Below are 22,920 nucleotides of genomic sequence, written 5' to 3' on the forward strand. Positions count from 1 at the left end.
GCCTGATTAATACCTTTTCTGAGAATTATGCATTCAACTAATGATTTGTAAATAATACAACTTAAATACAAATGTTGATGTTAGTGAAAATGATCACATAAATGTATTATCTGCTCTGCCACAATCCTTCGCAGACTATAACGATGCAACTGTAAGGATCTCTATGAACCTGACGACCCTGACCGATCCGCGTGCTGTCTGCGTTCAGGCGCAGTTTACCCGCCGTGATGAGGCAATACGTCAGCTCGCGATGCGGCTGGAGGCGCTGGGCAAAATCACTGACGCCGAGGCTTTTCTGGCGGACGTTTTTCAACGGGAATCGCTTGGCCCAACCGCGCTGGGTGAGGGGCTGGCTGTCCCCCATGGCAAATCGGCCACGGTAAAAGAGGCGGCATTTGCCGTCGCAACGCTGTGCGAGCCGCTGGAATGGGAAGGGGTGGACGGGCCGGAAGAGGTCACGCTCATTTTCCTGCTCGCGATCCCTCCGGCGGAAGCCGGATCAACACATATTGAGGTGTTAACGGCGCTCACGTCTCGCCTGGCGGATGACGATCTCAGGGCCCGCGTAATGGCGGCGACCACGGCAGAAGGTGTGCTGACCGCGCTGGACGCCGCGCCCGGGGAACAGGCCGACGCCATCCAGGAGAGTGCCCCGACTATTGTCTGCGTTACCGCCTGCCCGGCCGGGATTGCCCACACCTATATGGCGGCGGAGTACCTGGAAAAAGCGGGACGCAGGATGGGCGTCAACGTGGTGGTGGAAAAGCAGGGGGCGAACGGCATTGAGGGACGCCTCACCTCGCAGCAACTGCAGGAGGCCAGAGCATGTATCTTTGCCGCAGAAGTGGCGATCAAAGAGAGTGAACGCTTTGCGGGGATCCCCACCGTTTCCGTACCCGTTGCGGAACCACTACGCCATGCTGAAGCGTTAATAGAACGCGCGCTGGCGTTAAAGCCTGCCGACGCTGCGCGGCATGCGCCCGTCGATACTGAAACAAAAAAGAGTGTCAAAACCGAGCTCAAGCAGGCGCTCCTGAGCGGCATCTCCTTTGCGGTGCCGTTGATTGTTGCCGGTGGTACGGTGCTGGCCGTGTCGGTATTGCTGGCGCAAATTCTGGGGCTGCAGCACTTATTCGATCAGGAAAATTCGTGGCTGTGGATGTACCGCAAGCTTGGCGGCGGCATGCTTGGCATGCTGATGGTTCCCGTTCTGGCGGCGTATACCGCTTATTCACTGGCGGATAAACCGGCGCTGACGCCGGGTTTCGCTGCCGGTCTGGCTGCCAATATGATTGGTTCCGGTTTTCTGGGTGCCATCGCAGGCGGGCTGATTGCGGGATACCTGATGCGCTGGGTAAAAAATCACATTCGTCTGAGTAGCCGCTTCAACGGCTTCTTAACCTTTTATCTTTATCCGGTTATTGGCGTACTGGGCGCGGGCAGCCTGATGCTGTTTGTGATCGGCGAACCGGTGGCATGGATAAACAACGCGCTCACCGCCTGGCTTAATGGTCTTTCTGGCGCAAATGCGCTGCTCCTGGGCGCGATCCTTGGCTTTATGTGTTCGTTCGATTTGGGCGGGCCGGTCAACAAAGCCTCCTACGCGTTCTGCCTCGGGGCGATGGCCAACGGGGTATATGGCCCCTATGCAATTTTCGCCTCCGTCAAGATGGTCTCGGCCTTTACCGTGACGGCGTCAACGATGCTGGCGCCGAGATTGTTTAAACCGTTTGAAATTGAAACCGGCAAATCAACGTGGCTGCTTGGCCTCGCGGGCATTACCGAAGGGGCGATACCGATGGCGATTGAAGATCCCCTCCGCGTCATTGGCTCATTTGTGCTGGGCTCCATGGTGACAGGGGCGATTGTTGGCGCGATGGGGATCGGCCTGTCCACGCCGGGCGCAGGCATTTTCTCGCTCTTTTTACTTCATGATGCAGGGCTGAGCGGTGTGGTTGCAGCGGCAGGCTGGTTTGGCGCGGCGCTGGTGGGGACCGCTATCTCCACATTTATTCTGCTGCTCTGGCGACGTCAGGCGGTCAAAACGGGCAAATACATCACTGAAGACGCCATACCGTAAAACGCACAACACAGGAAACGAAGATGAAAGCTGTATCTCGCGTTCATATCACGCCGCATATGCACTGGGACCGTGAGTGGTACTTCACCACCGAAGAGTCGCGTATTCTTCTGGTCAATAATATGGAAGAGATCCTGACCCGTCTGGAGCAGGACGAGGCCTATAAATATTACGTTCTCGACGGACAGACGGCAGTGCTGGAGGATTACTTTGCCGTCAAGCCCGAAAACCGCTCGCGGGTGAAGGCGCTTGTCGAGCGCGGAAAATTGATTATCGGCCCGTGGTATACCCAGACCGATACCACGATCGTCAGCGGCGAGTCGATTGTCCGCAACCTGATGTACGGTATTCGCGACTGTATGGCGTTCGGCGAGCCGATGATGATCGGTTATCTGCCGGATTCGTTTGGGATGTCAGGCCAGCTTCCGCATATTTATAATGGCTTTGGCATTACCCGCACGATGTTCTGGCGCGGCTGTTCTGAACGACACGGTACCGATAAAACCGAATTTCTCTGGCAGAGCCAGGACGGCAGTGAAGTGACGGCACAGGTGCTGCCGCTGGGCTATGCGATTGGTAAGTACTTACCTGAGGATGAGGCCGGGCTACGAAAACGGCTCGACAGTTATTTCGAGGTCCTGGAAAACGCCTCCATCACCAAAGAGATTTTGCTGCCCAACGGACACGACCAGATGCCGCTGCAGCAGAACCTCTTTGCGGTGATGGAGAAGCTTCGTGAAATCTATCCGCAACGTCAGTTTGTGATGAGCCGCTTCGAGGAGGTGTTTGACCATATTGAGGCGCGGCGCGATGAACTGGCGACGCTGAAAGGGGAGTTTATCGACGGGAAATACATGCGCGTGCACCGGACAATCGGCTCCACGCGCATGGATATTAAAATCGCCCATGCGCGTATCGAGAATAAAATCGTCAATGTGCTTGAGCCGCTGGCGACGCTTGCCTGGACTCTCGGCTTCGACTATCACCACGGTCTGCTGGAGAAAATGTGGAAAGAGATCCTCAAGAATCACGCCCACGACAGCATCGGCTGCTGCTGCAGCGACAAGGTGCATCGCGAGATTGTCTCCCGCTTTGAGCTGGCGGAGGACATGGCAGACAACCTGGTGCGCTTCTATATGCGCAAGATTGTCGACAACATGCCGCAATCCGACGCCGATAAGCTGGTGATGTTCAACCTGATGCCCTGGCCGCGTGAAGAGGTGATGAACACCACGATTCGGCTGCGCGCCAGCCAGTTTCGTCTGCGTGATGAGAAAGGCAACGAGATCCCGTATTTCATTCGCAGCGCGCGCGAGCTCGACCCTGGTCTCATTGACCGGCAGATTGTCCATTACGGTAACTACGAACCGTTTATGGAGTTTGATATCCAGCTCAGCCAGATCCTGCCGTCGATGGGCTACCGTACGCTGTTTATAGAACCGCACGTAGCCGGGAAGGTGCTCTCTCCGGCGCAAAACACCGGTGCCTTACTGGAAAACGCTTTCTGGCAGATTGATATAAACGACGACGGTACGCTGCGTCTGCGCGACAAAGAAACCGGCCTGATTTACGACCGGGTACTGGAGATTGAAGAGAGTTCGGATGATGGCGATGAGTACGACTACTCGCCTTCACGGGAAGAGTGGAGACTCACTTCAGCACAGGGCGAGCATCAGGTTGACGTCATACACGAAGCCTGGCAGAGCAGGGCGGTGATCCGCCACCGTATTGCTGTACCGGCAAACCTCTCTGAACGCGCTGCACGTCAGCGAAAGGGTTCTCTTGATGTGGCATTTGACATTACGCTCAGCCACAACAGCAGATGTATTGATGTGGCGGTGCGTCTGGATAACCAGGCGGATGACCACCGCGTTCGGGTGCTGATCCCCACACCGTTTACGACTCAGCACGTGCTCGCGGATACGCAGTTTGGCACCATTACTCGCCCCGTGCAGGACGCTGCGATGCAACGCTGGCAGGAAGAGGGCTGGAAAGAAGCGCCCGTTCCTGTCTGGAATTTGCTCAACTATGCCGTGCTGCAGGAAAAGCGAAACGGGCTTGCGCTGTTTACAGAAGGACTACGTGAATTTGAAGTGGTGGGCGATACCAAAAAAGCCTTTGCGCTGACTCTGCTGCGCGGCGTGGGGTTACTCGGAAAAGAAGATTTGCTGTTGCGCCCTGGCAGACCTTCGGGGATTAAGATGCCCGTCCCGGATTCCCAGATGCGTGGTCCGTTAACTTGCCGTTTTAGCCTGTTCAGTTTCAGTGGCACCCCTGAAAGCACGGGCGTCGCGCAGCAGGCTAAGGCGTGGTTAACGCCGGTGCAGTGCTATAACAAGATCCCCTGGGATGCGATGAAATTAAACCGTGCGTCGTTCACCACGCCGGAAAGTTACAGTCTGCTGGCGCTTTCCCCGACGGGATGCGTGCTCAGCGCGCTCAAAAAAGCGGAAGATCGTGATGAACTTATTCTTCGCCTGTTCAACCCTTCGGAGTCCAGCGTCTGCGAGACGACGTTATCCGTTAACCCGGCGTTGAAACGGTGCGGCGAAACGGACCTGAATGAACGGTTACTGGATGATCGTGAAGAGCAGGGGATTACCGGCACGTTCAGACCGGGGCAGTCACGAACCTTTAGCATTCTTCTTGCCTGAAAAACGAAAAAGGCTGCCAAGTGCAGCCTTTTTTCATTAAATAGTCACGCTACGGTGTTAACTTATAGAGCGCGAAAAGTAAATTAAATGTAATTTCGAAGGGTTGCAGTCAAACTCTGGAAAAATAACCTGGCCCGACTACGCTTTAAGGATTGCCCCGCGTCTAAAAGGTGTTTTTCTTTTGCGTTAATTAAAATCACTTCTGTTTATATTTTTTCCCTTCTTCGATAACCAATCACAGCTTTGTATGCACATATCGTTAACATGGTTTTTACCATTCTTACCGCGTTTAAACATAGTTAACATCGGTCGTTGTTTTTGATTTAAATCAAAGTTTAATCCTTGGAAAAAGGTGCTTAAAAGCGCTAAATTGTCCCCGATCAAAATGGTCGAAAAGTGGTAATTTTGCTATAAATTGATCGCCGTCGAAAAACGTAAATATGATTCAATAAAAACCTGTTTATTGTAAGGGTTTTGCAGCGTATTATATTTGCGGGACCAATTTGAGTTTTTTATTAACGTATTTGTAACCTTTCATCACTGCTTTTTCATTCTGTAGAGAATAGGCAACGAAGAAGGGGAGCAGATAACTTTGTATTGGGGCATGCGTGTGGATCCTTTTCCTGGGGTTCACTCTCGGAGTCTTCATGCGATGAGCAAGGAGTCATAATGTTAGACGTAGTCGAACTGTCGCGCTTACAGTTTGCCTTGACCGCGATGTACCACTTCCTGTTTGTGCCGCTGACGCTCGGTATGGCGTTCCTGCTGGCCATCATGGAAACGGTATACGTTCTGTCCGGCAAACAGATTTATAAAGATATGACCAAGTTCTGGGGCAAGTTGTTTGGTATCAACTTCGCACTGGGCGTGGCTACCGGTTTGACCATGGAGTTCCAGTTCGGGACTAACTGGTCATATTATTCCCACTATGTAGGGGATATCTTCGGTGCGCCGCTGGCCATTGAAGGTCTGATGGCCTTCTTCCTCGAATCCACCTTTGTAGGTCTGTTCTTCTTCGGCTGGGACCGTCTGGGCAAAGTCCAGCATATGGCGGTGACCTGGCTGGTGGCATTAGGGTCTAACCTGTCCGCGCTGTGGATCCTGGTGGCAAACGGCTGGATGCAGAACCCGATTGCGTCTGATTTCAACTTCGAAACCATGCGTATGGAGATGGTCAGCTTTGCCGAGCTGGTCCTGAACCCGGTTGCTCAGGTTAAATTCGTCCACACCGTGGCCTCTGGCTATGTGTGCGGCGCGATGTTCATTCTGGGCATCAGCTCATACTATATGCTGCGTGGTCGTGACTTCGCCTTCGCTAAACGTTCCTTTGCTATCGCTGCAAGCTTCGGTATGGCTGCCATCCTCTCCGTTATCGTGCTGGGTGATGAATCCGGTTATGAAATGGGTGACGTACAGAAAACCAAGCTCGCCGCAATCGAAGCTGAATGGGAAACCCAACCGGCCCCGGCTGCCTTTACCCTGTTCGGTATTCCGGACCAGGACGCCCAGGAAAACCGCTTCGCCATTCAAATTCCTTATGCGCTGGGTATCATCGCCACCCGTTCTGTTGACAAACAGGTGACGGGGCTGAAAGAGCTGATGGAGCAGCACGAAGGCCGTATCCGTAACGGTATGAAAGCCTACGCTCTGCTGGAACAGCTGCGTGCCGGTTCTACCGACCAGGCCGTTCGTGACCAGTTTAACGACGTGAAGAAAGATCTGGGCTACGGTCTGCTGCTGAAACGCTATACCCCGAACGTCTCCGACGCGACGGAAGCGCAGATCCAGATGGCAACCAAAGACTCTATTCCACGCGTAGCGCCACTCTACTTTGCATTCCGTATCATGGTAGGCTGCGGCATCATCATGCTGCTGATCATTGCGGCGTCCTTCTGGTCTGTGATTCGTAACCGCATCGGCGAGAAAAAATGGCTGCTGCGTACGGCGCTGTATGCTATCCCGCTGCCGTGGATCGCAATTGAGTCCGGCTGGTTTGTTGCGGAGTATGGACGTCAGCCATGGGCGATTGGTGAGGTGCTGCCAACGGCGGTGGCCAACTCCTCGCTGACAGCAGGCGATCTGATCTTCTCAATGCTGCTGATCTGTGGTCTCTACACCCTGTTCCTGGTGGCTGAACTGTTCCTGATGTTCAAGTTCGCGCGCCTTGGCCCAAGCAGCCTGAAAACCGGTCGCTATCACTACGAGCAGTCCGGTGTGACTACTCAGCCGGCACGCTAAGACAGGAGTCATCAAATGATCGATTATGAAGTATTGCGTTTTATCTGGTGGCTGTTGATCGGTGTTCTGCTGATCGGTTTTGCTGTCACGGATGGTTTCGACATGGGGGTGGGGATGCTCACCCGTTTCCTCGGTCGTAATGACACCGAGCGTCGAATCATGATCAACTCCATCGCCCCGCACTGGGACGGTAACCAGGTGTGGCTGATCACCGCAGGCGGCGCGCTGTTCGCTGCCTGGCCGATGGTTTACGCGGCTGCGTTCTCCGGTTTCTACGTGGCGATGATTCTGGTTCTGGCGTCTTTATTCTTCCGTCCGGTCGGTTTCGACTACCGTTCCAAGATTGAAGACACCCGCTGGCGTAACATGTGGGACTGGGGCATCTTCATTGGTAGCTTCGTTCCACCGCTGGTGATTGGTGTGGCATTCGGTAACCTGCTGCAGGGTGTACCGTTCCACATGGACGAGTACATGCGTCTTTACTACACCGGTAACTTCTTCCAGCTGCTGAATCCGTTTGGTCTGCTGGCAGGCGTAGTCAGTGTGGCGATGATCATCACCCAGGGCGCAACCTATCTGCAGATGCGTACTGTTGGTGAGCTGCATCTGCGTTCTCGTGCAACGGCTCAGGTTGCTGCCCTGATCACACTGGTCTGCTTCGCGCTGGCAGGTGTTTGGGTGGTCTACGGTATTGATGGTTACGTGGTGACGTCTGCGATTAACCACGTCGCGCCGTCTAACCCGCTGACCAAAGAAGTGGCGCGTGAGGCCGGTGCATGGCTGGTGAACTTCAACGCGATGCCTGTGCTGTGGGCTATTCCGGCGTTGGGTGTGTTGCTGCCGCTGCTGACGGTTCTGACGTCTCGTCTGGAAAAAGGCGCTCTGGCGTTCGTGTTCTCATCACTGACGCTGGCGTGCATCATCCTGACTGCAGGTATCGCTATGTTCCCATTCGTGATGCCATCCAGCACCATGCTGAATGCTAGCCTGACCATGTGGGATGCAACCTCCAGCCATATGACGCTGAACTTAATGACTTATGTTGCTTGCGTGTTCGTTCCGATTGTTCTGGCCTACACCATCTGGTGTTACTGGAAAATGTTCGGTCGTATCACTAAAGAACATATCGAAAGCAACACCCACTCTATGTACTAAGTAAGGAGCTGAATATGTGGTATTTCGCATGGATTTTAGGGACGCTTCTTGCCTGTGCTTTTGGTGTCATCACTGCCCTGGCGCTTGAGCACGTTGAAGCGACCAAAGCGGGTGAAGAAAAACACTAATGAAGATTATCGCAACGTTATATGCGGTAATGGATAAGCGCCCGTTACGGGCGCTTTCTTTAGTGATGGCATTACTGCTGGCAGGGTGTATCTTCTGGGACCCTTCGCGTTTTGCAGCGAAGACCAGCGAGCTTGAGATCTGGCACGGCTTTCTCATTATGTGGGCGGTGTGCGCAGGTGTGATCCACGGCGTAGGCTTTCGTCCGAAAGCGATTCACTGGCAGGGCATTTTCTGCCCGCTTATCGCCGATATCGTGCTGCTTGCTGGATTGATTTTCTTCTTCTTCTGAATAAGAAATGTCCGTTAACCATATGGGCTTACCCGAGCCCATAAAAATTTACTCTCCGTTTACTTTCTCCCATTCCAAACCATCATTCCCGCGCGTATAGTAGCGAAGTTTAAAGCATAAACTTTTGTTGCATTACCGGGATGTAAAGTGAATACAACGCTGTTTCGATGGCCGGTTCGTGTCTATTACGAAGATACCGATGCCGGTGGTGTGGTTTACCACGCCAGCTACGTTGCTTTTTATGAACGGGCACGCACAGAGATGCTGCGCCATCATCACTTTAGTCAACAGGTACTGTTGGCTGAGCGAGTTGCCTTTGTGGTACGCAAGATGACGCTTGAGTATTTTGCGCCTGCCAGACTCGACGATATGCTCGAAGTCCAAACTGAAATTACATCAATGCGCGGAACCTCGCTGGTTTTCACGCAGCGGATAGTCAATGCAGAGAACACCGTACTGAACTCAGCTGAAGTACTGATTGTCTGTGTTGATCCAACCATAATGAAGCCTCGTGCGCTTCCTAAGTCTATTGTCGCGGAGTTTAAGCAGTGACTGACATGAATATCCTTGATTTGTTCCTGAAGGCAAGCCTTCTGGTTAAACTTATCATGCTGATTTTAATTGGTTTTTCAATCGCATCCTGGGCCATCATCATCCAGAGAACGCGTATTCTCAATGCGGCTGGCCGTGAAGCGGAAGCGTTTGAAGACAAGTTCTGGTCGGGTATCGAACTGTCCCGTCTGTATCAGGAAAGTCAGGGTCGTCGCGATAGTCTCGCTGGCTCCGAACAAATTTTCTACAGCGGATTCAAAGAGTTTGCCCGTCTGCACCGTGCGAACAGCCACGCGCCTGAAGCGGTGGTGGAAGGGGCCTCGCGTGCGATGCGTATCTCTATGAACCGCGAGCTGGAAAATCTTGAAACGCACATTCCTTTCCTGGGAACGGTGGGGTCCATCAGCCCGTATATCGGCCTGTTTGGTACGGTGTGGGGGATCATGCACGCCTTTATCGCGCTGGGCGCAGTGAAGCAGGCGACGTTGCAGATGGTTGCACCGGGTATTGCAGAAGCACTGATTGCAACCGCTATCGGTCTGTTTGCGGCAATCCCGGCGGTTATGGCTTACAACCGTCTGAACCAGCGCGTGAATAAACTGGAACTGAACTACGACAACTTCATGGAAGAGTTCACCGCGATTCTGCACCGTCAGGCGTTTACCAGCACCGAGAGCAACAAGGGGTAAACCATGGCCAGATCGCGTGGACGAGGTCGTCGCGAGCTCAAGTCCGAAATCAATATCGTTCCGCTGCTGGACGTACTGCTGGTGTTGCTGCTGATCTTTATGGCGACAGCGCCCATCATTACCCAGAGCGTGGAAGTTGATCTGCCGGATGCGACAGAATCACAGGCGGTAAGCACCAATGACGATCCTCCGGTCATCATTGAGGTTTCCGGCGTAGGGCAATACAGCGTCGTGGTAGAGAAAGATCGTATGGATCAGCTACCGCCGGAGCAGGTGATTGCTGAAGCGCAACGACGCCTGGAGTCAAATCCGAAAACGGTCTTCTTAATCGGTGGTGCGAAAGACGTGCCTTACGATGAAATTATTAAAGCGCTGAACTTGCTACATAGTGCGGGTGTTAAGTCTGTCGGCTTAATGACTCAGCCTATTTGATCATCCGCGTAGTTTTTGGGAACCGATAGTGTCAAAGGCAACCGAACAGAACGACAAGCTTAAGCGAGCGATAATCGTCTCCGCAGTGCTGCATGTGATCCTTTTTGCAGGGCTGATCTGGAGTTCGTTCGACGAGCATATTGATGCATCAGGCGGCGGTGGCGGTTCTTCTATCGACGCCGTCATGGTGGATCCCGGTGCGGTCGTGCAGAACTATAACCGTCAGCAACAGCAGCAGGCGAGTGCAAAACGGGCTGAAGAGCAGCGAGAAAAACAGGCGCAACAGCAAGCGGAGGAACTGCGTGAAAAGCAGGCCGCCGAGCAGGAACGTCTGAAGCAGCTTGAGAAAGAACGTTTGCAGGCGCAGGAAGCCGCGAAAGAGCAGGCACAACAGCAGAAGCAAGCCGAAGAGGCCGCGAAGAAAGCCCAGGAACAGCAAAAGCAGGCGGAAGAAGCGGCAGCGAAAGCCGCAGCGGATGCCAAAGCACAGGCTGATGCCCAGGCGAAATTAGCGGCAGAAGCGGCGAAGAAAGCCGCTGCCGACGCCCAGAAGAAAGCGGAAGCGGAAGCCGCGAAGAAAGCCGCCGCTGATGCTCAGAAGAAAGCGGAAGCAGAAGCCGCGAAAAAAGCCGCTGCTGATGCTCAGAAGAAAGCGGAAGCCGAAGCCGCGAAAAAAGCGGCTCAGGAAGCCGAGAAGAAAGCAGCTGCCGAGGCTGCGAAGAAAGCCGCTGCTGCCGAGAAAGCTGCGGCAGAAAAAGCCGCCGCTGCTGAAAAAGCGGCTGCGGAGAAGAAAGCTGCCGCCGAGAAAGCGGCTGCCGACAAAAAAGCTGCAGCTGAGAAGGCTGCTGCCGATAAAAAAGCGGCTGCTGAAAAAGCTGCAGCGAAAAAGGCTGCTGCAGAGAAAGCCGCTGCCGCTGCGGGCGTTGACGATCTGCTGGGCGATCTCAGTTCCGGTAAGAATGCGCCGAAAACAGGCGGTGGGGCGAAGGGGAGTGGTCAGCCGTCTAAAGACAGCGGTACTTCGGGTGCCAACGGTGGTGCGACGGGGGCGGATATCAGCGCTTACGCTAAGCAGATTCAGGTGGCTATTCAGAGTCGCCTGTTTGATGCAGGCCTTTATCAGGGTAAACAGTGCGTGCTGCATATCAACCTTGCGCCAGACGGCCGGTTGAAAAATGTGACGTCTGAAGGGGGCGATCCTGCGCTTTGTCAGGCAGCATTGGCCGCAGCAAGATCGGCGAACATTCCTAAACCGCCTAGTGAGGCTGTTTATGAAAAGATAAAAGATGCCAAACTGGACTTTAAGCTGTAATCGACTCTCCTTACGGAAGTATGGAAAACAGTCTATTGTCGTAACCAGGGTTTAGTAGTTTTGTCTATTTGGGTTTGTTAACATTCTGCTAAATTATCGTGGGTAAGGTTACCCAGATAAGGGAGATATGATGAAGCAGGCATTACGTGTAGCATTTAGTTTCTTAATGCTGTGGGCAGCTGTACTGCACGCAGAAGTACGTATCGAGATCACCCAGGGGGTGGACTCGGCACGCCCAATCGGTGTAGTTCCATTCCAGTGGGCTGGCCCTGGTGCGGCGCCTGAAGATGCCGGCGGCATCGTGGCAGCTGACCTGCGTAACAGCGGTAAATTCAACCCGTTAGATCGTTCTCGTCTGCCTCAGCAGCCGGGTAGCGCGCAGGAAGTTCAGCCTGCCGCGTGGTCTGCACTGGGCATTGATGCCGTGGTTGTGGGTCAGGTTACCCCTAACCCGGACGGCTCTTACAACGTGGCCTGGCAGCTGGTGGATACCGGCGGTGCACCGGGTACCGTTCTGGCTCAGAACTCTTACAAGGTCACTAAACAGTACCTGCGCTATGCGGCTCACGCTGCCAGCGATGCGGTATTCGAAAAACTGACCGGTATTAAAGGTGCGTTCCGTACCCGTATCGCCTATGTGGTACAGACCAACGGCGGCCAGTTCCCGTATGAGCTGCGCGTCTCTGACTACGACGGTTACAACCAGTTCCTGGTGAAACGCTCTTCTCAGCCACTGATGTCTCCAGCCTGGTCTCCGGACGGTTCTAAACTGGCCTACGTGACCTTCGAAAGCGGTCGTTCTGCGCTGGTTATCCAGACGCTGGCTAACGGTGCTGTTCGTCAGGTGGCGTCGTTCCCACGTCACAACGGTGCGCCTTCGTTCTCGCCGGACGGCTCTAAGCTGGCCTTTGCGCTGTCCAAAACCGGTAGCCTGAACCTGTACGTGATGGACATTGGTTCTGGTCAGATCCGTCAGGTGACGGATGGTCGCAGCAACAATACGGAACCATCATGGTTCCCGGACAGCCAGAACCTGGCGTTTACCTCTGACCAGGCAGGCCGTCCACAAATCTATAAAGTGAACATCAACGGCGGTGCTCCGCAGCGTATCACCTGGGAAGGCTCTCAGAACCAGAACGCAGATGTGAGCAGCGACGGTAAATTTATGGTAATGGTCAGCTCCAACGGTGGGCAGCAGCACATTGCCAAACAAGATCTGGTAGCGGGTGGCGTCCAAGTTCTGTCGTCAACGTTCCTGGATGAAACGCCAAGTCTGGCACCTAACGGCACTATGGTAATCTACAGCTCTTCTCAGGGGATGGGATCTGTGCTGAATCTGGTTTCTACAGATGGGCGTTTCAAAGCGCGTATTCCGGCAACTGATGGACAGGTAAAATCCCCTGCCTGGTCGCCGTATCTGTAAATAATAATTAATTGATTACTAAAGGAATCATAGAAATGCAACTGAACAAAGTGCTGAAGGGGCTGATGATCGCTCTGCCTGTAATGGCAATCGCAGCGTGTTCTTCTAACAAGAACGCCAGCAATGACCAGAGCGGCGAAGGCATGATGGGTGCCGGCACCGGTATGGACGCGAACGGCAATGGCAACATGTCCTCTGAAGAGCAAGCGCGTCTTCAGATGCAGCAGCTGCAGCAGAACAACATCGTTTACTTCGATCTGGATAAATACGACATCCGTTCTGACTTCGCTGCGATGCTGGATGCTCACGCTAACTTCCTGCGTAGCAACCCGTCTTACAAAGTCACCGTAGAAGGTCACGCGGACGAACGTGGTACTCCAGAGTACAACATCTCCCTGGGTGAACGTCGTGCTAACGCTGTTAAAATGTACCTGCAGGGTAAAGGCGTTTCTGCTGACCAGATCTCCATCGTTTCTTACGGTAAAGAAAAACCTGCAGTACTGGGTCATGACGAAGCGGCTTACGCCAAAAACCGTCGTGCCGTACTGGTTTACTAAGAGAATTGCATGAGCAGTAACTTCAGACATCATCTTTTGAGTCTGTCGTTACTGGTTGGAATAGCGGCCCCCTGGGCCGCTTTTGCTCAGGCACCAATCAGTAGTGTCGGCTCAGGCTCGGTGGAAGACCGGGTCACTCAACTCGAGCGTATCTCTAACGCTCACAGTCAGCTTTTAACCCAACTCCAGCAACAACTTTCCGATAACCAAACTGATATCGACTCCCTCCGTGGTCAGATTCAGGAGAGCCAGTATCAGCTTAACCAGGTTGTGGAACGTCAAAAGCAGATCTTGCTGCAGATTGATAGCCTGAGCAGCGGTGGCGCAGCGCAACCTGCCGCGGGCGATCAAAGCGGAGCGGCCGCAGACGCGCCAGCGCCTTCAGCCGATGCCTCTGCTGCGACAGGGGCGCCTGTGCAGAGCGGTGACGCGAACACGGATTACAACGCGGCCATTGCACTGGTACAGGATAAATCGCGCCAGGATGATGCTATCGTTGCGTTTCAGAACTTCGTTAAGAAGTACCCGGATTCCACTTACCAGCCAAACGCAAATTACTGGCTGGGTCAGTTGAATTACAACAAGGGTAAAAAGGACGATGCGGCGTTTTATTTCGCTTCTGTGGTGAAAAATTACCCGAAATCGCCAAAAGCGCCTGATGCGATGTTTAAGGTCGGCGTGATCATGCAGGACAAAGGTGACACTGCGAAAGCCAAAGCGGTTTATCAGCAGGTGGTTGCAAAATTCCCGGGCACGGAAGGGGCCAAACAGGCGCAAAAACGTCTGAGTTCGATGGGATGATTATCGCATGACCAGAAATCGCGTTATTTCTGGTCGTGCAGCATGATTACTAAGCAGTTAAGTGATCTTCATCGAAATTTTTGTTGCGCAGAATTCTTAAATCAGTAATATATGCCGCCGTTGCCACGGGATATCAAACAACGTGAAAGCAGCGTAAAAGTGGGTCGTTAGCTCAGTTGGTAGAGCAGTTGACTTTTAATCAATTGGTCGCAGGTTCGAATCCTGCACGACCCACCACTTAAAGCAGTTCCGGCAGTACAGAGTGGGTGATTAGCTCAGTTGGTAGAGCATCTCCTTTACACGGAGGGGGTCGGCGGTTCGAGCCCGTCATCACCCACCACTCGGGTCGTTAGCTCAGTTGGTAGAGCAGTTGACTTTTAATCAATTGGTCGCAGGTTCGAATCCTGCACGACCCACCACTTCAAACGTGGAACCGAGTAAAATCTTCGAAGTCAGCACCCGAATGGGTCGTTAGCTCAGTTGGTAGAGCAGTTGACTTTTAATCAATTGGTCGCAGGTTCGAATCCTGCACGACCCACCACTTCGAAGAAAAATCCCGCAAGGGGTCGTTAGCTCAGTTGGTAGAGCAGTTGACTTTTAATCAATTGGTCGCAGGTTCGAATCCTGCACGACCCACCAATGTTAAAAAGCGCCCTAAAGGCGCTTTTTTGCTATCTGCGATACAACAAATGCTCCGCACATCTATTCCCGGTGACTTTTCACTCCAGATTCGCTATCTTGTTTAGTATACAAAACACAATTGCCCTGCGTTTTGCTATGTCAGGCAAAAGAAAGGCAATATTGTTAAGCCAGTAAAACGAGAAGCCATAATGAGCGTGATGTTTGATCCTGAAGCCGCAATCTATCCCTTCCCGCCGAAGCCTGTTCCGCTGAGCATGGATGAAAAGCAGTTCTACCGTGAGAAAATCAAGCGTCTTCTCAAAGAGCGAGATGCCGTGATGGTGGCACATTACTACACCGATCCGGAAATCCAGCAGCTGGCGGAAGAGACCGGAGGCTGTATTTCTGACTCTCTGGAGATGGCGCGCTTTGGTGCAAAACATCCTGCTTCCACGCTACTGGTTGCGGGGGTGCGTTTTATGGGGGAAACGGCAAAAATCCTTAGCCCTGAAAAAACCATCCTGATGCCAACCCTGAACGCGGAGTGTTCACTGGATCTCGGCTGTCCGATTGACGAATTCTCGGCCTTCTGCGATGCCCATCCTGACCGGACCGTGGTGGTTTACGCCAATACGTCGGCAGCAGTGAAAGCGCGCGCAGACTGGGTTGTTACGTCGAGCATCGCCGTTGAACTGATTGAGCACCTGGACAGCCTGGGTGAGAAGATTATCTGGGCACCCGACCGCCATCTGGGAAGCTACGTCCAGAAGCAGACCGGGGCAGATGTGCTCTGCTGGCGGGGCGCCTGCATCGTTCATGACGAGTTCAAGACGCAGGCACTGTCCCGCATGAAGGCGCTTTACCCTGACGCCGCTATTCTTGTTCATCCTGAATCACCGCAGTCGATTGTCGACATGGCCGATGCCGTGGGTTCAACCAGCCAGCTTATTAATGCTGCCAGAACGTTGCCGCATAAGCAGCTTATCGTGGCGACCGATCGCGGTATCTTCTACAAGATGCAGCAGGCCGTGCCGGAGAAAGAGCTCCTCGAAGCGCCAACCGCAGGCGAGGGAGCCACGTGCCGCAGCTGTGCGCACTGTCCGTGGATGGCGATGAACGGCCTGAAAGCGATTGCCGAAGGGTTAGAAACCGGCGGTGCGGCGCATGAGATCCATGTGGATGCCGCTCTGCGTGAAGGCGCGTTAGTTCCACTTAACCGCATGCTGGATTTTGCGGCTACACTACGTACTTAATTCACTACGTTCCGGGGAAAAGATGGATTTTTTTAGCACACAAAACATTCTGGTTCATATACCGATTGGTGCAGGTGGCTATGACCTGTCATGGATTGAGGCCGTTGGCACGCTGGCGGGATTACTCTGTATCTGGCTCGCAAGCCTGGAGAAGATCAGCAATTACGCGTTCGGGCTCATTAACGTTACGCTGTTTGCGATTATCTTCTTCCAGATCCAGCTCTACGCAAGCTTGCTTTTGCAGCTGTTCTTTTTTGCGGCCAATATCTACGGGTGGTACGCGTGGTCTCGGCAGAACAGCCAGCAGGAGGCCGAGCTGCAGATCCGCTGGTTACCCTTGCCGAAAGCCATCGCCTGGTTTGTCGCGTGTGTGGTCGCCATTGGTTTAATGACGGTCTACATCAACCCGGTATTTGCTTTCCTGACCCGCATTGCTGTGGCGGCCATGTCCGGCATCGGGTTACAGGTGACAATGCCTGTGCTTCAGCCGGATGCTTTCCCGTTCTGGGATTCCTGCATGATGGTGTTGTCCATTGCGGCGATGATCCTGATGACCCGTAAATACGTTGAGAACTGGCTGCTGTGGGTCATCATCAATGTCATCAGCGTGGTGATTTTCGCCCTGCAGGGCGTCTATGCGATGTCTCTGGAATATCTGCTGTTGACCTTCATTGCCCTGAACGGAAGCCGGATGTGGATTAACAGCGCGCATGAGCGAGGCTCTCACGCGCTCTCCAGTTAATGGTGGTGATGATGTGAATGGTCGGACTGCGCCTCATTCAGGTGGCAATCCGGCCCGTTACAGGGCTGGTACTCCATCTGGATGGTCGCGTGACCAATTTCATAGTGATGTTCAAGAAAGTGCTGGATGCGTTCGAGCAGCGCATCGTGGTCGTGCGGCGGGATGACCTGGACGTGCAACGTCATAACCGGTTTTTCGCCCACCAGCCAGACGTGTACGTGGTGGACGTTACGTACTTCAGGAACTGAACGATGCAGATTACGCTTTAACTCGGCGATATCCACAGAGGCGGGCGCCCCCTCCAGCAACTCATTGACGCTCTCCTTCAATAGCCGCCAGGCGCTGCGTAACACCAGACACGAGACCAGTACAGAAAGAATAGGGTCGACAGGCGTCCAGCCGGTGTAGAGGATCACCAGTGCGGCAACAATGGCTCCCACCGAGCCCAGTAAATCTCCCATCACATGCAGAGCCGCGGCGCGTACGTTAAGGTTCTTTTCACCACTGCCGCGATGCAAAATCCAGAAGGCCAGAAGATTGGCAAGCAGCCCCGCCACGGCGATCGCCATCATTGTCATCCCGGCGACCGGCTGAGGGTGTCTGAAGCGCTGAACGGCCTCCCAGACGATAAGAAGGGTAATGACCACCAGCGCAATCGCATTAACAAACGCGGCAAGCGTCGTCAGCCTCAGCCAGCCGAATGTATGGCGTGCATTAGGAGGACGACGGGCAAACTGTACGGCCAGGAGGGCAAAAAGCAGCGCTGCTGCATCGGTAAGCATATGTCCGGCGTCAGCCAGCAGCGCCAGGGAGCCGGAGATCAAACCACCGATCACCTCAATAATCATGAAGGTGGCGGTAACGCCGAAGGCCAGCAGCAGGCGTTTAGCGTTGTCGTCGCCGGAGGCGTGGGAATGCGTGTGTGCCATGTTATCTTTCCTGATTCGTTATTGTTATTAGTGTAGCGTTTTTAATAAGTTACTCAAAAAGAAAGGAGAGCCTGAGCTCTCCTTTCGCAGTTAAATCCCTAACCGGTTACTGGGTTGTACCATCCGTTTTGGTATTGGCATCATCGCCCACTTTGTCATTCGCGTCCGGGCAACGTCCGTCTTTACACATCGTGTTTTTGTGAACCTCATCCTTGCTCATATTGTCATGATTCATGGTGCCGGAGTCGGTACCATCAGGGTGCAGCATCGTGCCGCCGGTGTTCGTGTTCCCGTTATTAATTTGGCTGTTATCGACATTGTTCGGGGCGACATTCTGTTTGGCATCAGGGGCGACCTGGCCTGCTGACGCAGCCGCGTTAGCATCGCCGTTACCCGATGAGCTCGTTTCAGCCGCAAGAATGCTGCCGCTTGCCAGGGTGAGGGTTGCCGTCAGGAAGAGAGTTGCCAGTTTCGTCATTTTCATCATGGTGCTCCTGTTCTTGTCGTTACGCTGGATAACATTCTCCAACAGTGCATCTTTTTCAGAGGCGAAAGATCCCGCCAGACGGACTTACGTCAGTAGGGAATCGCGTTTAATAAAGCAAAAATGGTTGTTACAGTTAAAAAGCTTAGGTTAGATCTCGTTTTTCGCTATTTTGTGGCGATTTTTAGGCGAATTCCAGGAATTATCTGCGTGAAGTGTAAAACCGTGTTTACACTTCCTGGTCGACAAGATAGATTGAAAGGATTGCTTTCATTACTAAAGATATGGCAGAGCTGGAAAGAAGATGAATTATCAGAACGACGATTTACGCATTAAAGAGATCAATGAGTTATTACCTCCTGTAGCACTCCTTGAGAAATTCCCCGCCACTGAAAATGCCGCAAACACGGTTTCTCATGCTCGTAAAGCGATCCACAAGATCCTGAAAGGTAATGACGATCGTCTTCTGGTGGTGATTGGCCCGTGCTCTATCCACGATCCTGCCGCGGCAAAAGAGTATGCCGCGAGACTGCTTAAGCTGCGCGAAGAGCTTAAAGATGAGCTGGAAATTGTGATGCGCGTGTACTTTGAAAAGCCGCGCACCACCGTTGGCTGGAAAGGGCTGATTAACGATCCGCATATGGACAACAGCTTCCAGATTAACGACGGCCTGCGTATTGCGCGCAAGCTTTTGCTGGAGATTAACGACAGTGGCCTGCCTGCCGCCGGTGAGTTCCTGGATATGATTACGCCACAATATCTGGCAGACCTGATGAGCTGGGGCGCCATTGGCGCGCGTACCACTGAATCTCAGGTTCACCGTGAACTGGCGTCCGGCCTCTCTTGCCCGGTGGGTTTTAAAAACGGTACCGATGGCACCATCAAAGTCGCTATTGACGCCATCAATGCGGCAGGGGCACCACATTGCTTCCTGTCCGTGACCAAATGGGGTCACTCTGCCATTGTTAACACCAGCGGTAACGGTGACTGCCATATCATTCTGCGCGGCGGTAAAGAGCCTAACTACAGCGCAAAACATGTCGCGGAAGTGAAGGTCGGGCTGGAAAAAGCCGGGCTGCCGCCTCAGGTGATGATCGACTTCAGCCACGCCAACTCCAGCAAGCAGTTTAAAAAGCAGATGGAAGTCGGCGCAGATGTTTGTCAGCAGATTGCTGGCGGCGAGAAAGCGGTGATAGGGGTGATGATTGAAAGCCATCTGGTTGAGGGTAACCAGAACCTCGAAGGCAGCGAGCCGCTGGTCTATGGCAAGAGCGTGACGGATGCCTGCATTGGCTGGGAAGATACCGACGCCATCCTGCGTCAGCTGGCGAATGCGGTAAAAGCCCGTCGCGGTTGATTCTTCCGGCACAAATAAAAAAGCGCGGAAGGCTCCGCGCTTTTTTTATGTCCGGCGAAAATTACTTCGCTTTACCCTGGTTCGCAACAGCCGCGGCTTTCGCTGCGATCTCATCCGCGTTACCCAGATAGTAGTGTTTGATTGGCTTGAAGTTTTCGTCGAACTCATACACCAGCGGTACGCCAGTCGGGATGTTCAGTTCGAGGATCTCGTCTTCACCCATGTTGTCCAGGTATTTCACCAGCGCGCGCAGGGAGTTACCGTGAGCGGCGATGATCACGCGCTCACCGCTTTTCAGGCGTGGCAGAATGGTTTCGTTCCAGTAAGGAACAACGCGGTCAATGGTCAGCGCCAGGCTCTCGGTGGTTGGCAGCTCAGCGTCGGTCAGTTTCGCGTAACGCGGGTCGTGGCCCGGATAGCGCTCGTCATCTTTGGTCAGCTCTGGTGGGGTGACCGCGAAGCCGCGACGCCACTGTTTAACCTGCTCGTCACCGTACTTCTCAGCGGTTTCGGCTTTGTTCAGACCCTGCAGCGCACCATAGTGACGCTCGTTCAGTTTCCAGGATTTCTCAACCGGCAGCCAGGCCTGATCCAGCTCGTCCAGCACGTTCCACAGGGTGTGGATGGCACGTTTCAGCACAGAGGTGTAAGCAAAATCAAAGCTGAAGCCTTCTTCTTTCAGCAGTTTACCTGCTGCTTTTGCTTCGCTTACGCCTTTCTCTGACAGATCAACGTCGTACCAACCGGTGAAGCGGTTTTCGTTGTTCCACTGGCTTTCGCCGTGGCGCACCAGAACCAGCTTAGTAATAGCCATCTCTTACTCCTCAAACATTTTTAGAATGATAACAATTCTCATTATATTGCCGTGGCCGTGCCAGCAGCAACGCTTAACCCTAACCATAGCGAAAATAGTCTCTGAGTGTAAGGTGCTTGTGAATCCAGGGTTATGATTTTGTCTGCGATTGGCGCTATTTTCAGCAAGGCGTGCAGAAAAAAGCCCTCCAGGGGAGGGCTGACGATGTTGCGGCCGGAGGTTAAGCGTGCGGAGTAAAATGATACTCGGTGACGCTGACGTACTCTTCACCCGGGCGCAGGACACAGTCCGGCTGTGGCCATTCGGGATGGTTCGGGCTGTCCGGCAGGAACTCGCTTTCCAGCGCCAGACCTTGCCAGTCGCTGTACTCGCCGTGCTCTCGTGCGGTTGTCCCGCCAAGATAGTTACCGGAGTAGAATTGCAGGGCAGGGGCGCTGGTGTAGACCGTCATCTGCAGTTTTTCATCCGCAGACCAGACCTGTGCAGCAGGCTGTTTCACATCGCCTTGTGCCTGCAGCAGGAACGCGTGGTCGTAACCTTTCACCTTGCGCTGATCGTCATCGCTCAGGAAATCCTGGGCGATGGATTTTGCGTTGCGGAAGTCAAAGCTGGTACCTTCCACGGGCTTCAGCCCCTGATACGGAATGCCCATCTCGTCCACCGGCAAATAGGCATCCGCAAGGATCTGCAGCTTATGGTTACGCACATCGCACTGATTACCGTCCAGATTGAAGTAGGCGTGGTTGGTCAGGTTGACCGGACACGGCTTATCGACCGTCGCACGGTATTCAATGGCGATACGGTTGTCGTCGGTCAGCGTAAAGCGTGCAAACGCGGTAAGGTTACCCGGGAATCCCTGGTCGCCATCCAGCGAGTCAAGTGAAAACAGCACTTCCCGGTCGTTTTGCTGGACAATTTTCCAGCGGCGTTTGTCAAATCCTTCCGGTCCACCATGCAGCTGGTTCTCACCCTGGCTTGGCAGCAACGTGTAGCGAACACCGTCAAGCTCAAAACGGCTTTTCGCAATGCGGTTCGCATAGCGCCCGACGGACGCGCCAAGATAGGCGGCCTGGTTGATATACTGCTCAGGCGAGGCGCAGCCGAGAAGAGTTTCGCGCACGCTGCCGTCTGGCATTGGTACGCGGGCGGAAAGTAGGGTGGCACCCCAGTCCATGAGCGTAACAACCATCCCCGCGCTGTTGCGCAGGGTTAACAGGCGATACGGCAGACCATCCGGTGCGAGGGTTGGCGTTTCGTTTAGCACTGTCCGGCTCCTTGTGATGCTTTACAAACATAGAACGTTTCTTTAATGCCCGTTTTGGCTTCGTACTGTTTCTCCACCGCCGACTGGACGGCCGGGACGAGATCTTCCGGCACCAGAGCGACGATGCAGCCACCAAAACCACCGCCCGTCATGCGTACACCGCCTTTATCGCCGATGACCGCTTTGACAATCTCCACCAGGGTATCGATTTGCGGAACGGTGATTTCGAAGTCATCGCGCATGGAGGCGTGGGACTCTGCCATCAGTTCCCCCATACGTTTCAGATCTCCTTTGGCCAGCGCGGAAGCGGCTTCAACGGTTCGGGCGTTTTCGGTCAGCACATGACGAACGCGTTTTGCTACTACCGGATCCAGCTCGTGCGCCACTTTGTTGAATTCATCAAGCGTCACGTCGCGCAGGGCCGGCTGCTGGAAGAAGCGTGCGCCGGTTTCGCACTGCTCGCGGCGGGTGTTGTACTCGCTGCCCACCAGCGTACGTTTAAAGTTGCTGTTGATAATCACGACCGCGGCACCCTTTGGCAGGGGAACGGCTTTGGTTCCAAGCGTTCGGCAGTCAATCAGTAACGCATGCTCTTTTTTGCCCAGCGCGGAGATAAGCTGGTCCATGATGCCGCAGTTGCAGCCCACAAACTGATTCTCCGCTTCCTGGCCGTTCAGTGCAATTTGCGCACCGTCCAGCGGCAGATGGTACAGCTGCTGGAAGACGGTTCCCACCGCCACTTCCAGGGATGCCGACGAGCTTAAACCGGCCCCTTGTGGCACGTTGCCGCTGATGACGAGATCCGCACCGCCAAAATTCTTATTACGCTTTTGCAGATGTTTCACCACGCCGCGCACATAGTTGGACCACTGCTGGCTGTCGTGGATAACAATCGGGGCATCGAGGGAAAACTCGTCCATCTCATTACCGTAATCCGCCGCAATCACGCGCACTTTGTGGTCATCGCGCTTTGCGCAGGCGATCACCGTCTGGTAATCAATGGCACAGGGCAGAACAAAACCGTCGTTGTAGTCGGTGTGTTCACCAATCAGGTTTACGCGGCCAGGTGCCTGGATAACGTGGGTGGCAGGGTAGCCAAATTTTTCAGCAAACAGGGATTGTGTTTTATCTTTCAGACTCATTTA

21 protein-coding genes and 5 tRNA genes are annotated in these 22,920 nt (G+C 53.7%); 21 read left to right on the forward strand and 5 right to left on the reverse strand.

Annotated elements, in window-relative coordinates; all coding sequences use genetic code 11:
* The first annotated feature begins 163 nt into the window (after window positions 1–163).
* From mngA to pnuC, 20 genes are all read left to right on the forward strand, one after another.
* The gene (gene mngA, locus AX755_RS12340) at window positions 164–2,080 is read left to right on the forward strand and encodes a PTS 2-O-a-mannosyl-D-glycerate transporter subunit IIABC (protein WP_062856841.1); all 1,917 of its coding nucleotides are present in this window, start codon (window positions 164–166) and stop codon (window positions 2,078–2,080) included.
* A 23-nt stretch (window positions 2,081–2,103) separates the two neighbouring features.
* Window positions 2,104–4,734 (forward strand): mannosylglycerate hydrolase, encoded by a 2,631-nt coding sequence (mngB, locus tag AX755_RS12345; protein WP_062856842.1) that lies wholly within the window; start codon window positions 2,104–2,106, stop codon window positions 4,732–4,734.
* Window positions 4,735–5,403: 669 nt separating this feature from the next.
* Window positions 5,404–6,972: a cytochrome ubiquinol oxidase subunit I gene (gene cydA / locus AX755_RS12350; protein WP_013097536.1), complete on the forward strand. Its 1,569-nt coding sequence runs from the start codon at window positions 5,404–5,406 to the stop codon at window positions 6,970–6,972.
* 15 nt (window positions 6,973–6,987) lie between these two features.
* The gene (gene cydB / locus AX755_RS12355) at window positions 6,988–8,127 is read left to right on the forward strand and encodes a cytochrome d ubiquinol oxidase subunit II (RefSeq protein ID WP_013097535.1); all 1,140 of its coding nucleotides are present in this window, start codon (window positions 6,988–6,990) and stop codon (window positions 8,125–8,127) included.
* A gap of 14 nt (window positions 8,128–8,141) precedes the next feature.
* On the forward strand, window positions 8,142–8,255 hold the full coding sequence (gene cydX / locus AX755_RS12360) for a cytochrome bd-I oxidase subunit CydX (protein WP_003858598.1): 114 nt from the start codon (window positions 8,142–8,144) through the stop codon (window positions 8,253–8,255).
* Window positions 8,255–8,545 (forward strand): cyd operon protein YbgE, encoded by a 291-nt coding sequence (gene ybgE / locus AX755_RS12365; protein ID WP_013097534.1) that lies wholly within the window; start codon window positions 8,255–8,257, stop codon window positions 8,543–8,545. Before cydX ends, ybgE begins: the two co-directional genes overlap by 1 nt.
* A 147-nt stretch (window positions 8,546–8,692) precedes the next feature.
* Window positions 8,693–9,097, forward strand: a complete 405-nt coding sequence (gene ybgC, locus AX755_RS12370; protein ID WP_003858593.1) for a tol-pal system-associated acyl-CoA thioesterase — start codon at window positions 8,693–8,695, stop codon at window positions 9,095–9,097.
* Window positions 9,094–9,786, forward strand: coding sequence for a Tol-Pal system protein TolQ (gene tolQ, locus AX755_RS12375; RefSeq protein ID WP_013097532.1), 693 nt, complete (start codon window positions 9,094–9,096; stop codon window positions 9,784–9,786). Before ybgC ends, tolQ begins: the two co-directional genes overlap by 4 nt.
* 3 nt (window positions 9,787–9,789) lie before the next feature.
* Window positions 9,790–10,218 (forward strand): colicin uptake protein TolR, encoded by a 429-nt coding sequence (tolR, locus tag AX755_RS12380; RefSeq protein WP_003858589.1) that lies wholly within the window; start codon window positions 9,790–9,792, stop codon window positions 10,216–10,218.
* A 28-nt stretch (window positions 10,219–10,246) separates the two neighbouring features.
* Window positions 10,247–11,530: a cell envelope integrity protein TolA gene (gene tolA / locus AX755_RS12385; RefSeq protein WP_038418917.1), complete on the forward strand. Its 1,284-nt coding sequence runs from the start codon at window positions 10,247–10,249 to the stop codon at window positions 11,528–11,530.
* Between the two features lie 130 nt (window positions 11,531–11,660).
* The gene (gene tolB / locus AX755_RS12390; RefSeq protein WP_013097529.1) at window positions 11,661–12,953 is read left to right on the forward strand and encodes a Tol-Pal system beta propeller repeat protein TolB; all 1,293 of its coding nucleotides are present in this window, start codon (window positions 11,661–11,663) and stop codon (window positions 12,951–12,953) included.
* A 35-nt stretch (window positions 12,954–12,988) separates the two neighbouring features.
* Window positions 12,989–13,510, forward strand: coding sequence for a peptidoglycan-associated lipoprotein Pal (gene pal, locus AX755_RS12395; protein WP_006177214.1), 522 nt, complete (start codon window positions 12,989–12,991; stop codon window positions 13,508–13,510).
* A gap of 9 nt (window positions 13,511–13,519) precedes the next feature.
* Entirely contained in the window at window positions 13,520–14,311 is a 792-nt protein-coding gene (gene cpoB / locus AX755_RS12400) for a cell division protein CpoB (RefSeq protein ID WP_062856843.1), read from the forward strand.
* Between the two features lie 161 nt (window positions 14,312–14,472).
* A tRNA-Lys gene (locus AX755_RS12405) sits at window positions 14,473–14,548 on the forward strand.
* A 27-nt stretch (window positions 14,549–14,575) separates the two neighbouring features.
* Window positions 14,576–14,651 (forward strand) — tRNA-Val (locus tag AX755_RS12410).
* A 3-nt stretch (window positions 14,652–14,654) separates the two neighbouring features.
* A tRNA-Lys gene (locus AX755_RS12415) sits at window positions 14,655–14,730 on the forward strand.
* Window positions 14,731–14,776: 46 nt separating this feature from the next.
* Window positions 14,777–14,852: transfer RNA gene (locus tag AX755_RS12420), tRNA-Lys, on the forward strand.
* Between the two features lie 22 nt (window positions 14,853–14,874).
* Window positions 14,875–14,950: transfer RNA gene (locus tag AX755_RS12425), tRNA-Lys, on the forward strand.
* Between the two features lie 191 nt (window positions 14,951–15,141).
* Window positions 15,142–16,185 (forward strand): quinolinate synthase NadA, encoded by a 1,044-nt coding sequence (gene nadA / locus AX755_RS12430; RefSeq protein ID WP_062856844.1) that lies wholly within the window; start codon window positions 15,142–15,144, stop codon window positions 16,183–16,185.
* A 22-nt stretch (window positions 16,186–16,207) separates the two neighbouring features.
* Entirely contained in the window at window positions 16,208–16,927 is a 720-nt protein-coding gene (pnuC, locus tag AX755_RS12435; RefSeq protein ID WP_062856845.1) for a nicotinamide riboside transporter PnuC, read from the forward strand.
* Here the strand turns inward: pnuC and zitB are convergent.
* Both zitB and AX755_RS12445 read right to left on the reverse strand, forming a co-directional pair.
* On the reverse strand, window positions 16,924–17,856 hold the full coding sequence (gene zitB / locus AX755_RS12440) for a CDF family zinc transporter ZitB (protein ID WP_047024389.1): 933 nt from the start codon (window positions 17,854–17,856) through the stop codon (window positions 16,924–16,926). The genes pnuC and zitB overlap by 4 nt on opposite strands.
* A 106-nt stretch (window positions 17,857–17,962) precedes the next feature.
* On the reverse strand, window positions 17,963–18,340 hold the full coding sequence (locus tag AX755_RS12445) for a YbgS-like family protein (RefSeq protein WP_062856846.1): 378 nt from the start codon (window positions 18,338–18,340) through the stop codon (window positions 17,963–17,965).
* A gap of 304 nt (window positions 18,341–18,644) precedes the next feature.
* On the opposite strand from AX755_RS12445, the gene aroG reads away from it, so the two are divergent.
* Window positions 18,645–19,697 (forward strand): 3-deoxy-7-phosphoheptulonate synthase AroG, encoded by a 1,053-nt coding sequence (gene aroG, locus AX755_RS12450; protein WP_013097523.1) that lies wholly within the window; start codon window positions 18,645–18,647, stop codon window positions 19,695–19,697.
* A gap of 61 nt (window positions 19,698–19,758) precedes the next feature.
* Here aroG and gpmA read toward each other — a convergent pair whose 3' ends face one another.
* The 3 genes from gpmA to galK all read right to left on the reverse strand — a co-directional run bounded on the left by gpmA (window position 19,759) and on the right by galK (window position 22,917).
* Window positions 19,759–20,511, reverse strand: a complete 753-nt coding sequence (gene gpmA / locus AX755_RS12455; RefSeq protein ID WP_008501111.1) for a 2,3-diphosphoglycerate-dependent phosphoglycerate mutase — start codon at window positions 20,509–20,511, stop codon at window positions 19,759–19,761.
* A gap of 220 nt (window positions 20,512–20,731) precedes the next feature.
* Window positions 20,732–21,775, reverse strand: coding sequence for a galactose-1-epimerase (gene galM, locus AX755_RS12460; RefSeq protein WP_013097522.1), 1,044 nt, complete (start codon window positions 21,773–21,775; stop codon window positions 20,732–20,734).
* Window positions 21,769–22,917, reverse strand: a complete 1,149-nt coding sequence (galK, locus tag AX755_RS12465) for a galactokinase (RefSeq protein WP_013097521.1) — start codon at window positions 22,915–22,917, stop codon at window positions 21,769–21,771. The genes galM and galK overlap by 7 nt, the downstream gene beginning before the upstream one ends.
* Window positions 22,918–22,920 lie beyond the last annotated feature (3 nt).

Origin of the sequence: Enterobacter sp. SENG-6 (genome assembly GCF_001605945.1) — a bacterium.
In the GTDB taxonomy this organism is placed as follows: Bacteria; Pseudomonadota; Gammaproteobacteria; order Enterobacterales; family Enterobacteriaceae; genus Enterobacter; species Enterobacter cloacae.

What these genes read in the sequence shown, in the direction of transcription:
- mngA (WP_062856841.1), top strand. Translation starts at nt 164, where the DNA reads ATGAACCTGACGACCCTGACCGATCCGCGTGCTGTCTGCGTTCAGGCG.
- mngB (WP_062856842.1), top strand. Translation starts at nt 2,104, where the DNA reads ATGAAAGCTGTATCTCGCGTTCATATCACGCCGCATATGCACTGGGAC.
- cydA (WP_013097536.1), top strand. Translation starts at nt 5,404, where the DNA reads ATGTTAGACGTAGTCGAACTGTCGCGCTTACAGTTTGCCTTGACCGCG.
- cydB (WP_013097535.1), top strand. Translation starts at nt 6,988, where the DNA reads ATGATCGATTATGAAGTATTGCGTTTTATCTGGTGGCTGTTGATCGGT.
- cydX (WP_003858598.1), top strand. Translation starts at nt 8,142, where the DNA reads ATGTGGTATTTCGCATGGATTTTAGGGACGCTTCTTGCCTGTGCTTTT.
- ybgE (WP_013097534.1), top strand. Translation starts at nt 8,255, where the DNA reads ATGAAGATTATCGCAACGTTATATGCGGTAATGGATAAGCGCCCGTTA.
- tolR (WP_003858589.1), top strand. Translation starts at nt 9,790, where the DNA reads ATGGCCAGATCGCGTGGACGAGGTCGTCGCGAGCTCAAGTCCGAAATC.
- tolB (WP_013097529.1), top strand. Translation starts at nt 11,661, where the DNA reads ATGAAGCAGGCATTACGTGTAGCATTTAGTTTCTTAATGCTGTGGGCA.
- pal (WP_006177214.1), top strand. Translation starts at nt 12,989, where the DNA reads ATGCAACTGAACAAAGTGCTGAAGGGGCTGATGATCGCTCTGCCTGTA.
- cpoB (WP_062856843.1), top strand. Translation starts at nt 13,520, where the DNA reads ATGAGCAGTAACTTCAGACATCATCTTTTGAGTCTGTCGTTACTGGTT.
- nadA (WP_062856844.1), top strand. Translation starts at nt 15,142, where the DNA reads ATGAGCGTGATGTTTGATCCTGAAGCCGCAATCTATCCCTTCCCGCCG.
- pnuC (WP_062856845.1), top strand. Translation starts at nt 16,208, where the DNA reads ATGGATTTTTTTAGCACACAAAACATTCTGGTTCATATACCGATTGGT.
- zitB (WP_047024389.1), bottom strand. Translation starts at nt 17,856, where the DNA reads ATGGCACACACGCATTCCCACGCCTCCGGCGACGACAACGCTAAACGC.
- AX755_RS12445 (WP_062856846.1), bottom strand. Translation starts at nt 18,340, where the DNA reads ATGAAAATGACGAAACTGGCAACTCTCTTCCTGACGGCAACCCTCACC.
- aroG (WP_013097523.1), top strand. Translation starts at nt 18,645, where the DNA reads ATGAATTATCAGAACGACGATTTACGCATTAAAGAGATCAATGAGTTA.
- gpmA (WP_008501111.1), bottom strand. Translation starts at nt 20,511, where the DNA reads ATGGCTATTACTAAGCTGGTTCTGGTGCGCCACGGCGAAAGCCAGTGG.
- galK (WP_013097521.1), bottom strand. Translation starts at nt 22,917, where the DNA reads ATGAGTCTGAAAGATAAAACACAATCCCTGTTTGCTGAAAAATTTGGC.